This is a genomic window from Microcoleus pseudofavosus SVA1_A4, from assembly GCF_036700565.1.
GTDB lineage: Bacteria > Cyanobacteriota > Cyanobacteriia > Cyanobacteriales > Microcoleaceae > Microcoleus.
Map to the genome: position 1 here is coordinate 1 of NZ_JAUBPE010000079.1, position 11,377 is coordinate 11,377.

Genomic DNA, 11,377 nt, shown 5'->3' on the forward strand with positions numbered 1-11,377 from the left:
TACCCAGTCTCTAATTTGAGCTGATTGTGCGGAATCAAAAGTTTTTTTTCTGCCTCTACCTGGTTTATTGTATAATCCGAGCATTCCCTCACATTCCCATCGATTCAACCAGTTATACATAGTCTTATAACTAACTTGAAAAATTTTCATCAAGTTTTCATTTTTGACACCTTGTGAAACTAAGATTAAAAAGTGTGCTCTTTGGCGCACTTGATGATGTCTGCTTTCGCGATAAATTCGGTTTAGCAATTTCAAGGAAAGTGGATTAATATCTCGAAGTAAAAACATATAAAGCCTCTTTAAATACACTTAATATTTTTATTATATCATATTAGTTATTTATGTAATTAATTTTGTTTAACTACTTATCAACTACCTCATACCAAATTGTCAGGCTAACTCCCGCCCCTTGCACAGCGTTCAAACAATCCCAAACAAACTTTGGTACGGATACGGGAGATACCGCATACCTCAACAATTCCTCAGCACCTTCTGGCAAAATAATCAGATTGCTGGCAACTACGATCGTACCTATATCTTCTGCCCTTTCCCCCTGCCAATTCACCTCGCCATTTAAAATATAATCCCAAGGTTCAATAAAATTATTGATAATATACTGCAACCATTCCACATAATAATAAAACTTCTCCGTGCCGCTCCACTGAATCCCCCCGCCGTCAGCAGTCGGAATCCACTGACACCACAATCCGGGCTGAGTCTTCGGCGGGCGGTTGTAATTAACAACAGAAACTTCGGAATATTCATCCCATTTTTGATTTACAAAATAGCAGCCTTCTTCGCCCACAGGCAAATTAACTGCTGCTCTCGCCGGATCGGGAATACTTTGCAAAATCGCAGGATTTCGCTTCATCCGTCTGGTTCTGGAAAACTCTAATAAGTAAATAGCTTCGCTGTCTAATAACCGTTTATTTAAGTGAAATATCCGTCAAATGTTGTAGTGTATCCCATGATTTCTACCTATTATATGATTTCTACTTATTATAAATGCAGGGGGGTGGCGAATTGACTCGAAGGAAAAAACTTGACTCATTCAAAACCAGACCGTTGTATTTTGAATGAGATGGATGGTGATTTACCGCCCTAGCGGGGGCGGGCTTATGAGATTGTTGATTTTAGGCAATTATGGTTGGTAAAACCCGCCCCTACAGCACTATTTAATTGTGTTCTGGAAAAGGTGCTTGGCACTTCTGACCAAAAATAAGGACACAACATAGTTGTGTCCCTACTTGGCGCGGTAATGGAGATCGGAAGACAATATTGTTGTGTCTCTACTTAGTCTTGTCCAAATTGCGCGACTCCAACCAAATAGGAATTGCAATCCAAGCAACTGCTAATAGTAAGGCAACTACCGCAAATTCAGCGGCCCAAGCTACCAATTTCTCTAAAGACACAACTTGTCCCAAGAAGTAGGATAAACTTACCATTACAGATGCCCAACTGGCAGCACCCAAAATGTTGAACAGCGAAAATTTCCAGAAAGGCATTTCTGCAATTCCCGCTAGGGGGCTGGCAAAAATTCGCAGCAGTGCGATGAAACGGCCCAAAAATACGGCTTTAGCTGCATTTTTGCTAAACTGTTCTTTTAAGTCAAACAGTTGTTCTTCCCGAAAGCGGAAAAATTGTCCCAGCTTTAGCAGCAGCGGCCAGCCGCCGTATCTGCCGATCGCATAACCGAAATTTCCGCCCACAGTCGCACCCGCGATCGCACTGCCGAGCACAAACCAGTAATTCAGTTCCCCGCTACCAGCCAAAAACCCGCCAGCAATCGTAATAGTCTCGCCTGGGAGAGGAATTCCCAGATTTTCCAGTAAAATTCCCAGAAATATTGCCCAGTAGCCGTAATCGTGAGCAAATTTCTGAATAGTCTCTAGCGATAAAAACTCAAAAGACATTGGATGCTGCCTTCGTAAACTTTTGCAAAGCTCAATACTTATATATATTGGCTCGATTCAGCCAATAGTGCAATCTTTCGCTGTGATGAAAAACACACGACATTGGCGATCGCTGGCCCAACTAAAAATTAGCATTTCAGGCATACTAGATTAATCGAGAATTGTTGGGGTTGCGTTCCGCGCGACGATCGCAAGCCAGTTTTCCTACTCAATTTATCACAACGGCGATCGCCACCGATTCCAAAGCTGCGATCGCGCATCCTAAAACATACGCTGAAATCCCCTGAATCTCTCAACAGAGTCAGCAACCGAACTCACTTATTCATACTTTACGATCGTAGGATAACTGCTATGGAATTTCCCAACTTCAACCAACACATCGTCCTTCAACCTCACAACTGCCTCGACTCCCAAGCAGGCAGCCTCCTCCAGCAACAGCTAGCCGAGATTTTGCCCGATCGCCACCAACTCTGGGTAATAGACATGGCAGACGTAGATTTTATCGACAGTTCCGGGATCTGTGCCTTAGTCGGCGGACTCAACGCCGCCCGCCACCGGGGATGCCGCCTCGTCATCTGCAACCTCTCAGCCACAGTCAAGCTAATTTTTGAACTTACGCAACTCGACCAACTCTTTGAAATCTTCGACAATTTTGAGCAAGTTATCTCCCGTGAAACTCCCGCTTTAGTTGCATGATTCAAATCATCTGCCGAGTTGAAATCTCACATCTCAAATTTCCCATAGACTTCAAGCAACCGCAGAGCTAATTTCAATATCATAAATAGGCTTATTTGTCAAGCAATACCAATGACACGCAAATAAATCCGGCTCTTGAACGCCGACAGAAGCGATCGCAGGTGCAGCCGGAAAAGGCCAAAGTCGATCGAAACAAATCCTTTCCCCGACAAACCCGAACTGCATCAAATAAGTCGCCGGCGGCGCATTTAAAAGAGCCAGCAAGCCGTAAGCCAACTCATACAACTGCTGCCGCCAAACATCCGACAAATGCACCGGTTGAGAGTAACTCAACTCGCCAGACAACTTAATCGCCTCAGCATACAGCGGCCCCTTTGCCGTCAACACCACAGGCAGCCAAAAATTGCCCTCGCCGACGGGAAACAGCAGCTCCTGGGCCACTCGATCGCGCGCCGCCGAAACATTGCGGCAAAATCGATACACATCCCGACCCGGAAAAACCAGATTTTCTGGCACCTCCAGCGTCAAAGGACAAACAATCGCCCCGCCCGGAGCGATCGCGCCAGAATTGAGTTCCGAAACCCCACAGATATTGACTTCAGTTAAAAGATCGGATTGAGCGATCGCCGCCGAGAGACTGGCGGCCGGGCCTTTCTCGCCACCAGCCACAATCAAAACCTTAGACATTGCCAAAGCTCGGCATTTGAATGCCCCGATCGTCCGTTTCATCCACGCTCGGCAGATCCAAGCCTTTAGCCTTGCGGCTCCGCACAGCGAGACGGTAAGTTACGCTTTGCAACTCAGTGTGCAGTTGGCGGTTTTCCTTTTGCAGTTGATCCAATTTTTCCTTAATTGGCTCGATCCGTTCGGCAAACTTCTGGCGGTAAACCCCCGGCAATTCCTGAACCACCTGTTCCAGCATCCGAGAGCGATCGGTCAATTCCTGCACCGACTGCCGCAGTTGGTAAACCTCAGCATCCCGCTCCGCGATTTGTTCCTGATAAAAACCCACCTGTTCTTCCACAGCTTGCAGTTGTTCCCGCATCGCCTGCATTTGAGCTTGGTGGCGATCGGAAACTTCCGGCGCCGGGACAAAACTCGAATTTCCCTTGACCAGCCTGAAAAGTTCTTGAGACAACTGCTGCACCAATTGGTCGCGCATTTGCAGCTCTTCGGTGAGACGAGATACCTCTGATTGCAGTTCTTTTGAGCTTACAAGTTTAGTTTGATTCACAATGACTCTCAGCTTTTACAATTGAATATAGTATATATCTGCTCTTTAGAATATCTTTCCATTACCACAGAGGCAAGAGGCACTTGGCAAATTTTTGAGTTGGTTGCGAGAGTTTTATGCTCGATCTTTGCAACAACTCAGGCGATGGATCGACCGTTCGAGAGATCAACGCTCAACTCCAATCTCATTAATCGCAGCCGAAAGCACTTTGCCAGCTTCGTCCAAGGTGCTGCCAAAACATATAATTCCGTCCTCGTGACCGGCCATCGCCAGAATTTTGCGATCGGCCAAATTCTCCTCCTCAAAAAGTCTAAACATTTCTAAGGCCATTTGAGGAGTGCCGTAAGGTATTTCTTTTCTAGTAGTAGGAATCTTAAACAGCAGTTGCTGCCATAGTTGAGGGTTGTGGACGTGAATTATCCCGCCCACATCGTCTCTGTGAAGGTACAGCGCAGCGTGAGTCAAGGACTCCGACGAAGCTGGTACGGGCCCCCGGCAGCCGAGGAAATTTTTTTCTAAGTTAAATTCGGTGACAGTACAGTAGGATTCAGGCCCCAGAGCCCTCAAGTGTGCAGTCTGGGTGCCCGAAATCACGAATTGGCAAGAATTGCCGAGCCTGACGCTGACGTTCCCAAATCCTATGCCATTTTCGTAGACGGCAATTAGTCCCCAAGAGTGGAGCCGATCGCGCCAGTCCATCAAATCTGCTATGTCCCCGGCAGCTACAGGATCTGCCTCTTTCCAATCACAGCGGTACTTAACGACTCCTTCATCCATTCATTTTCTTTTTCTATCGCGTACACGACAGACAAGTCCCACGCACAGGCTCTACCGAAGTTGTCAAAGCTTTTTTGGCCTGCTGCCGAATGTAGAGAGTGCATGAGTGCCTTGAATAGTCTACATTCCAGTGTCGCCGTAATTGGCGATCGACATTAGCAAAAAGTAAACTACGACAGAAGAACCAATTATTCCAAAAATCATGGTTAATCCTCAACAGGTGATTACAAAAGTTCAATATGAAAATGTACGCTTTCAGGCTGCGAGTTTGATTCCCGGTTCTAGCCCGAGCGAGTTTCTTATGTGAAACTATTTAACAGCCCTAAAGGAATGATAACTCAATACTACGCATTTATACTGAGGTGGGACACCCCCTAACTAGCCTTTAACGAGAAATTAGCCCTTAGTTGACTAACTTAGGTAAAAAGCAACCGTACATTTACTTATTTTTTTATGATTATTACACATATTTCAGCGAGCTGAACAAAAAAATATTCTATTTTTTAGCCAATTACCAAAAAAGCAAGCCGATCGAGCAGTCAGGGCCCGATCGGCTAAATTTTTCTGTGGAGCGCGATCGCCCGATGCCCTTTAAATGTGGAAGTGATACAAGATGCTGCCGTCGTCTTTAATTTCGCAATTGGCATTAAAGACTTCAGCTTGTTCGTTCAAAAAACGCTGAGCGACATCCGGCGATAGCCGCGTCTCCATCGCAAACCGCACCAGAGTGATTTCGCCACGGCCTTCTTTGATCAGTCGGTACAAAGCACTCTGGAGCCTTTCGCTCTCTTCTCGCTGAAAAGCTGCCTTGTACCTCCAATCCGCCACCGAAGGAATCAAACCGCGGCTGACCAAAATTGCCAACAGCAGGCCAATTCCCAAAATTAGAGGCACTGTCGGATCGCTCGTGGGCGTAGCCACAATTTGTGGCACTGTAGCGGCGGCAAAACTGCTCACCATTTCTTTTTCCGACGCTTGCGTATCCGCCATTGCAAGCTGAGTTTTGTTGTAAAAGTCTTGCTGAAGCTTCATTTGCTGCAACAGGCGAGCGCGCTCTCTTTCGTATAGGTCGAGTTTTTGCTGAGCTTGTTTCAGGTCTTGAGTGACTTGTGCCAAGCGTTGGTTGAGCGACTGATTGACTGATTGCCACCGATATCTGTTAATCAGGCGGCTTTTTTCAACCATGCCCTTCATCAACATATCAGCCGTTTGGATTGCTTGTTCCCGATCGAGCGAGCGATACCCAACAGCAATCTCTAGGGGTTGTTCCGGCTTGGAAATCTTGACGCTAGCATTTTGTCGAACTTGAGAAGGCGACAGCTTAACTGCATCTGCCACTGCTTTGACAACATTATCTGCCAGCAGAACCTCCGGAGTCAGTTGCTCCCCCTGCTTGAGAATTGTCGTGCCCGTGCTCGAAAATTTTACTGGCGGATTGTTAGAAGTGAGAGTGCCTTGAGCCAGGAATCCGGGCGGCGGGGCTAGGCGGTAGGCAAGGGCCCCTGAAATGCCCATAATTACAGCAAAACTGCTTAAGGCAATCCATCTGTATTGATTTGCTGAAGATCTAAAACGTAAATTTCCCATTTTGATAGTCAAGTCATAACATTCGCTTGCCGCAGCTACTGCCAAACCAAAGAGCGATCGTTTCTTTCTTGTTAGTCAAATTGACTGCTGAAAAATCTCTCAGCTTGTAGCGAAAAGCTAAGAGCTTTTCAGATTTGTCAATATTCACGATCGGAAAAAACCGCTCCCGCTTTTATTTTATCAGAGCTATAACCTCAGCTTTTGTCCTTAAGAATTAATCTGTAACAAGGCTTCTGGAAGTCTACTGGCACTTCTACTGGCACTCAGGCGTGCGATCGCCTCGCCTCGCCGTGTTTGTGGACATTCAAAACTGTCTCCTTTTCACCCTTGGGAATCCTCCAATTATCTTACGTCTTGGCGTCTTGCGGACGCGGTTGAACAATAAAAAAAACCTTAAATACTTTGCCTAAAAACTTAACAAGCAAGAATTGTACCATGCACTTAAGAGTTTGCTGCAAATTAAAAAAATTGTGGAGCTGGTATTGCGCCCTGCTCCACATAAAATGATGGTTCGATGGATGATGGTTCGATCGGCCCGGAAGCAATATTCAGAAGCCGATCGGCAAAATAAGACCCTCGCGGGCCATGACTGCCTTCGGAAAAGCGATTTGTACGTCTTCGGCGATGCGATCGAGAAAATCGTCAGTGTGAGCCGGATCGTGGTGAAAAATCACCACTCGTTTCACCCGGGCCTCCTTGGCCATTCTCACCGCTTCCTGCCAAGTCGAGTGTCCCCAACCCACCTTCGGAGATTTGGGGTTGTGATATTCCTCGTCGGTGTACATCGCGTCGTAAATCAGCACGTCAGCGTCGAGGGCCAAATTATAAATATTCTCATCAAGGCGATCGGGAAAATGTTCCGTATCCGAACAGTAAACAGCCGATCGTCCCTGCCAAGTCACCCTATATCCCATAGCAGTATTCGGGTGATTCAGAGAACCAGTCCTAATCTCAATATCGTCCAGCATCATCGTCTGGTTGTGATTGAGTTCGTAGAAATTCAAATCTGCCTGCAAACCCATCAGCGGCACCGGCGAATTCGAGTGCAACACCCGTTCGACGAAGTGCCTTTTCATGCAATCTCCATCCGGCGGAGTCGCCCCGTAAATATCAAAGCTATTGCCGCGGATGAAAGCTGGGGCGAACAGCGGGAATCCTTGAATGTGATCCCAATGATAGTGAGTAAAAAACATATAAGCTTGCACGGGCATTTCTTGCAGCAACTGGTCTCCCAGCATCCGCAAGCCAGTTCCGCCGTCAAAAATCAAGCGTTTTCCACCGACTCGCATTTCCAAACAAGAAGTATTGCCGCCGTAGCGAACAGTTTCCTCTCCGGGTGTGGGAACACTGCCCCGCACGCCCCAGAACTGTACTACAAAATCATCTATACCTTTTATTGATTCGGAGGGTTGAGGGCAATCAACGGGAGTTGCCGCTACAGAGGACAAGCTGATTTCCATTTTAAAATTCAGGCTTTAAGGTTCCACATTGTCCGTGATGGCGCAGCAGATGGTCGCACAACACTAAAGCTACCATTGCTTCCACCATTGGCACAGCTCTTGGCAAAACGCAAGGATCGTGCCGTCCTTTGGCAGCCAGCAGCGTTGCTTCGCCCTCTCGGGTAACTGTACGCTGGGTCGAGCGAATTGTCGCAGTTGGCTTGAAGGCTGCCCGCAAAATGATATTTTCACCGTTAGCAATGCCACCCTGAATTCCGCCGGAGCGATTAGTCACTGTACGAATGGCACCCTTGTCATCAGTATAGTATTCATCATTGTGTTCGCTGCCTTTAAGCAGAGTCCCGGCAAAGCCCGAACCAATTTCAAAGCCTTTGCTGGCGGGCAAGGACATGATGGCTTTGGCCAAATCGGCTTCGAGTTTGTCGAATACGGGCATTCCCAGACCTTTGGGTACGTTGCGGGCGACGCATTCGACTACACCGCCGATCGAATCTCCGCTATCGCGAACTTTTTCGATCAGTTCAATCATTCTTTCGGCGCATTCAGGATCTGGACAGCGGACTATATTGCTTTCTACTTGTTCTAAGGTAACAGTGTCCGGGTCGGCGACACATTCTAAGTCAGAAATGCGTTTGACGTAGCCGACTATTTCGACTCCTGCTGCTTGTTTGAGAATTTTTTTAGCGATCGCGCCTGCTGCTACTCTACCTATTGTCTCTCTCGCCGAACTTCTACCTCCGCCTTGCCAGTTACGAATTCCGTATTTAGCATCGTAGGTAGCGTCGGCGTGGGAAGGGCGGTAAGTTGTCGCCATTTCGCCGTAATCTTGGGGGCGAGTGTCTTGATTGCGAACTAAAATGGCGATCGGCGTTCCCAAAGTTTTGCCTTCAAACACCCCCGACAGAATTTCGCAGGTATCTGCTTCTTTGCGGGGCGTGGTAATTTTGCTTTGCCCGGGGCGGCGGCGATCGAGTTCCGCTTGAATTTCTGATGCGTCGATCGACACTAAAGGCGGGCAACCGTCAATTACTACTCCGACACCGCCGCCGTGAGATTCCCCAAATGTCGATATCCGAAATAAATGCCCAAATGTGTTCCCCATGATGCTTTAGCCTGACACCTAATAATTTTTAGCTTAAATGGAATAGAGATTTACTGTATTTCTGAAAAATATACCATTGACGAGTACGCGACTGGCGATCGCCCCACAGAATCACTTTCTTCCCGGTAGAAGAATCTCTACGAGGGAGAGAGGGAGAGGGGAATGGGGAATTGGGCATGGGGCATGGGGAATAGTTTCTTTTTCTTCCTTCTTCCTTCTTCCTTCTTCCTTCTTCCTTCCATCCGTTACATCCGTTACACTCATCCGTTGCCGAACTTCCTTCTTCTTTAGTCTTCGTGTTCTTCAAAAGGATCTCTCAATTCCTTAGCGGGAGGGCCGAAAGCCGTGTATATCGAGAAGCCGGTGATTGCCACCAGACACATACCGAGAGAAATGCCGAGAACTGCTGCTGGTTCCATATTGGGGAGCGATTATGAGTTATCCACTCTATAATATTACAAAAAATAACAATCCGTCTGAAAGTCTAGTGATTTTAGGCGCAGTACGGTATGGCAGCCAACCCCCACTCCCCTTTCTCCCACTCCCCCTGCGGCATTTCTGAGAAATTGCGATCGCAATTAGCGGTAGAAATATGTCAAACTTTTCTGTAGAGATTCATTGCAGGTGACTTATGGCACAACGGACTTGGTTAGGAGATATACTCAAACCCCTTAACTCAGAATACGGCAAGGTAGCCCCCGGCTGGGGAACCACGCTATTGATGAGCGTGTTCATTGGACTGTTTTTCGTGTTCTTGTTGATTATTTTGCAAATCTACAACTCTTCGCTGATTCTGGAGAATGTGGATATGGATTGGTCGAGCCTAGGCCGCTAAAAATTGATCGCAAAACAGTAAGGCTAAAAGTAAAAGCTGAGGGTTGAGGAGAAAGGGTAAAAGCTAAGTTTTCCCGTTTTTCCTTACCCTTTCCGATTACTTTTGGCATAAATAAACAAGAAGTAACTAAACAAATTGCAGGAGAAAAACCATGAATATTTTTGGCATTGGTTTGCCGGAAATGGCCGTTATTTTTACGATCGCACTATTGGTATTCGGCCCGAAAAAATTACCTGAAATCGGCCGGAGTATGGGGAAGGCAATTCGGGGCTTTCAAGACGCTTCGCGGGATTTTGAGTCGGAGTTCACCCGGGAAGCAAAGCAGCTAGAAGAAGCAGTAGCGACTAGCAGCAAACCGGAAAATGAAAAACTCGCGGCGGCTACTCCCAAGGAAGATAGCACAGACAGTTAAATGAACAACACTCAGAAGTCGGAAACACCAGCGGAGTTAGTGATTCCCCAGCTAATCGTTGGTTTGGGAAATCCCGAACCTAAATACGATCGCACCCGACACAACATCGGCTTTAATGCTGTCGATGCCTTGGCTAAATCTTGGCAAATTTCGCTGTCGGAAAATCGCAAATTTCAAGGCATATTTGGCGAGGGAAACCGGCCGCGAGGACAGAAAATCCGCTTGCTGAAACCGCTTACTTACATGAATCTGTCGGGCCAAGCGATTCGGGCGGCGGCGGATTGGTACAAAATACCTGCGGAGTCTGTGTTAGTAGTATACGATGATATGGATTTGCCGATCGGGAAATTGAGAATGCGGCTTGCCGGTTCTGCCGGCGGACACAACGGCATGAAATCGACAATTTCTCATTTGGGCACAGACAAATTTCCCCGCTTGCGGATTGGCATCGGCAAACCTCAAAACGATGCTGCTAAAAATGAGAAAGATACGATTTCCTTCGTTTTAGGAAAATTTTCCTCAGAGGAAACTCAATTAGTAGAGAAAGTGCTTAAACTGGTTGTAGAAGCTGTGGAACTAAGTCTGCACCAAGGAGTAGAAAAAGCCATGAGCCTTTACAATAGTCGCACAATTGCAGAAACAAACGCGGAAACAAAAAGGTGAGTTCGAGACGTTTGCCTGAAACAACTGCATATGTCCGGGTTACTGGCCAATCTTGGCAAAAAGGCACGATAGAGGGTGAAGTAAGTGCTGGCAATTTTGAGTGGCAGTTTCAGTGGCGTTTCACCGCAGAAAAAACACTGATACTTGAGCCTTCTCAGGGTAGGGCATTGATTCAGGAACCGCTGCACCGCTTTCTGGAGAAATGGGATTATCAATTAGAACCAGGTGGCGATTATTCGTTTACGGTTCGGGCTGAGTTTTAAGAATGTTTTTTTAACCGCAGAAGAAGCACAGGCGGGACGCCCGTGCCACGATTAATGAGGATGAAATGCTGGACAATCAATTAGTTTGTCCGGCTGATTCCAGCAATTCTTTAATTAAAGCAGGTGGTGTTGCTTCTCGGTAAGCCCCGCAATAATACATTGTCAAAACAGCTTTGTAAGCCCAGTGATTGGAAGGTACATCGCTAAAAGGATTTGGCAAAGTTTCAGCCTGATTCTGCACGCAAGCATTGAGAATTTGTTCTCGCGCTGGCTGCACTTGAACTAACGAATTATTGGGCTTGATTTGTGCGGTATTTTGCGCCTGTGCGGGAGATGAACAACTGGCACTAACTAGCAGTATAATTGTGGAAACGATTCTGAGTTTAAGCATCTAATTTCCTCTGGTGCGACAATATATTCTAACTTCCACTGCAT

17 protein-coding genes are annotated in these 11,377 nt (G+C 46.8%); 6 read left to right on the forward strand and 11 right to left on the reverse strand.

Features of this window, described 5'->3' with window-relative positions; all coding sequences use genetic code 11:
- The 3 genes from QUA02_RS26850 to QUA02_RS26860 all read right to left on the reverse strand — a co-directional run.
- The coding region (locus tag QUA02_RS26850; protein WP_333032321.1) for a helix-turn-helix domain-containing protein at nt 1–288 on the reverse strand (288 nt) is incomplete at its 3' end.
- Nucleotides 289–361: 73 nt separating this feature from the next.
- The gene (locus QUA02_RS26855) at nt 362–871 is read right to left on the reverse strand and encodes a hypothetical protein (RefSeq protein WP_333032322.1); all 510 of its coding nucleotides are present in this window, start codon (nt 869–871) and stop codon (nt 362–364) included.
- Nucleotides 872–1,289: 418 nt separating this feature from the next.
- Nucleotides 1,290–1,913, reverse strand: a complete 624-nt coding sequence (locus tag QUA02_RS26860; protein ID WP_333032323.1) for a DedA family protein — start codon at nt 1,911–1,913, stop codon at nt 1,290–1,292.
- 164 nt (nt 1,914–2,077) lie between these two features.
- Here QUA02_RS26860 and QUA02_RS26865 point away from each other — a divergent pair, with 164 nt between their 5' ends.
- Nucleotides 2,078–2,200, forward strand: coding sequence for a hypothetical protein (locus QUA02_RS26865; protein ID WP_333032324.1), 123 nt, complete (start codon nt 2,078–2,080; stop codon nt 2,198–2,200).
- 64 nt (nt 2,201–2,264) lie between these two features.
- The gene (locus tag QUA02_RS26870) at nt 2,265–2,609 is read left to right on the forward strand and encodes an STAS domain-containing protein (protein ID WP_333032325.1); all 345 of its coding nucleotides are present in this window, start codon (nt 2,265–2,267) and stop codon (nt 2,607–2,609) included.
- Nucleotides 2,610–2,660: 51 nt separating this feature from the next.
- Here the strand turns inward: QUA02_RS26870 and QUA02_RS26875 are convergent, their stop codons facing one another.
- From QUA02_RS26875 to psbN, 7 genes are all read right to left on the reverse strand, one after another.
- The gene (locus tag QUA02_RS26875) at nt 2,661–3,296 is read right to left on the reverse strand and encodes a hypothetical protein (protein WP_333032326.1); all 636 of its coding nucleotides are present in this window, start codon (nt 3,294–3,296) and stop codon (nt 2,661–2,663) included.
- Entirely contained in the window at nt 3,289–3,843 is a 555-nt protein-coding gene (locus QUA02_RS26880; protein WP_333032327.1) for an Npun_F5560 family protein, read from the reverse strand. Before QUA02_RS26880 ends, QUA02_RS26875 begins: the two co-directional genes overlap by 8 nt.
- A gap of 165 nt (nt 3,844–4,008) precedes the next feature.
- A complete protein-coding gene (locus tag QUA02_RS26885; RefSeq protein WP_333032329.1) occupies nt 4,009–4,620 on the reverse strand; it encodes a class II aldolase/adducin family protein in 612 nt (203 codons plus the stop codon).
- Nucleotides 4,621–5,211: 591 nt separating this feature from the next.
- Complete coding sequence (locus QUA02_RS26890; protein ID WP_333032330.1) at nt 5,212–6,135, reverse strand: GumC domain-containing protein; 924 nt, start codon at nt 6,133–6,135, stop codon at nt 5,212–5,214.
- A gap of 620 nt (nt 6,136–6,755) precedes the next feature.
- Complete coding sequence (locus QUA02_RS26895; protein WP_333032332.1) at nt 6,756–7,667, reverse strand: MBL fold metallo-hydrolase; 912 nt, start codon at nt 7,665–7,667, stop codon at nt 6,756–6,758.
- Nucleotide 7,668: 1 nt separating this feature from the next.
- The gene (aroC, locus tag QUA02_RS26900; protein WP_333032333.1) at nt 7,669–8,769 is read right to left on the reverse strand and encodes a chorismate synthase; all 1,101 of its coding nucleotides are present in this window, start codon (nt 8,767–8,769) and stop codon (nt 7,669–7,671) included.
- Between the two features lie 287 nt (nt 8,770–9,056).
- Nucleotides 9,057–9,188 carry a photosystem II reaction center protein PsbN gene (gene psbN / locus QUA02_RS26905; protein ID WP_193971847.1) on the reverse strand — a complete coding sequence of 44 codons (132 nt, stop codon included), beginning with the start codon at nt 9,186–9,188 and terminating at the stop codon, nt 9,057–9,059.
- A gap of 212 nt (nt 9,189–9,400) precedes the next feature.
- Here psbN and psbH point away from each other — a divergent pair, with 212 nt between their 5' ends.
- The 4 genes from psbH to QUA02_RS26925 all read left to right on the forward strand — a co-directional run bounded on the left by psbH (nt 9,401) and on the right by QUA02_RS26925 (nt 10,942).
- Nucleotides 9,401–9,604 carry a photosystem II reaction center phosphoprotein PsbH gene (gene psbH, locus QUA02_RS26910; RefSeq protein ID WP_172189685.1) on the forward strand — a complete coding sequence of 68 codons (204 nt, stop codon included), beginning with the start codon at nt 9,401–9,403 and terminating at the stop codon, nt 9,602–9,604.
- A gap of 151 nt (nt 9,605–9,755) precedes the next feature.
- Nucleotides 9,756–10,016 carry a TatA/E family twin arginine-targeting protein translocase gene (locus QUA02_RS26915; RefSeq protein WP_333032334.1) on the forward strand — a complete coding sequence of 87 codons (261 nt, stop codon included), beginning with the start codon at nt 9,756–9,758 and terminating at the stop codon, nt 10,014–10,016.
- Nucleotides 10,017–10,679: an aminoacyl-tRNA hydrolase gene (gene pth, locus QUA02_RS26920; protein ID WP_333032336.1), complete on the forward strand. Its 663-nt coding sequence runs from the start codon at nt 10,017–10,019 to the stop codon at nt 10,677–10,679.
- Entirely contained in the window at nt 10,676–10,942 is a 267-nt protein-coding gene (locus QUA02_RS26925; protein ID WP_332981061.1) for a DUF3146 family protein, read from the forward strand. Before pth ends, QUA02_RS26925 begins: the two co-directional genes overlap by 4 nt.
- Nucleotides 10,943–11,018: 76 nt before the next feature.
- Here QUA02_RS26925 and QUA02_RS26930 read toward each other — a convergent pair whose 3' ends face one another.
- Nucleotides 11,019–11,333 carry an S-layer protein gene (locus tag QUA02_RS26930; RefSeq protein WP_333032337.1) on the reverse strand — a complete coding sequence of 105 codons (315 nt, stop codon included), beginning with the start codon at nt 11,331–11,333 and terminating at the stop codon, nt 11,019–11,021.
- Nucleotides 11,334–11,377: the final 44 nt, after the last annotated feature.

Excerpts from the sequence above, each read along its gene's own strand:
- QUA02_RS26855 (WP_333032322.1), bottom strand. The coding sequence starts at position 871 with ATGAAGCGAAATCCTGCGATTTTGCAAAGTATTCCCGATCCGGCGAGA.
- QUA02_RS26860 (WP_333032323.1), bottom strand. The coding sequence starts at position 1,913 with ATGTCTTTTGAGTTTTTATCGCTAGAGACTATTCAGAAATTTGCTCAC.
- QUA02_RS26870 (WP_333032325.1), top strand. The coding sequence starts at position 2,265 with ATGGAATTTCCCAACTTCAACCAACACATCGTCCTTCAACCTCACAAC.
- QUA02_RS26875 (WP_333032326.1), bottom strand. The coding sequence starts at position 3,296 with ATGTCTAAGGTTTTGATTGTGGCTGGTGGCGAGAAAGGCCCGGCCGCC.
- QUA02_RS26885 (WP_333032329.1), bottom strand. The coding sequence starts at position 4,620 with ATGGATGAAGGAGTCGTTAAGTACCGCTGTGATTGGAAAGAGGCAGAT.
- QUA02_RS26890 (WP_333032330.1), bottom strand. The coding sequence starts at position 6,135 with ATGGGCATTTCAGGGGCCCTTGCCTACCGCCTAGCCCCGCCGCCCGGA.
- QUA02_RS26895 (WP_333032332.1), bottom strand. The coding sequence starts at position 7,667 with ATGGAAATCAGCTTGTCCTCTGTAGCGGCAACTCCCGTTGATTGCCCT.
- aroC (WP_333032333.1), bottom strand. The coding sequence starts at position 8,769 with ATGGGGAACACATTTGGGCATTTATTTCGGATATCGACATTTGGGGAA.
- psbN (WP_193971847.1), bottom strand. The coding sequence starts at position 9,188 with ATGGAACCAGCAGCAGTTCTCGGCATTTCTCTCGGTATGTGTCTGGTG.
- psbH (WP_172189685.1), top strand. The coding sequence starts at position 9,401 with ATGGCACAACGGACTTGGTTAGGAGATATACTCAAACCCCTTAACTCA.
- QUA02_RS26915 (WP_333032334.1), top strand. The coding sequence starts at position 9,756 with ATGAATATTTTTGGCATTGGTTTGCCGGAAATGGCCGTTATTTTTACG.
- pth (WP_333032336.1), top strand. The coding sequence starts at position 10,017 with ATGAACAACACTCAGAAGTCGGAAACACCAGCGGAGTTAGTGATTCCC.
- QUA02_RS26930 (WP_333032337.1), bottom strand. The coding sequence starts at position 11,333 with ATGCTTAAACTCAGAATCGTTTCCACAATTATACTGCTAGTTAGTGCC.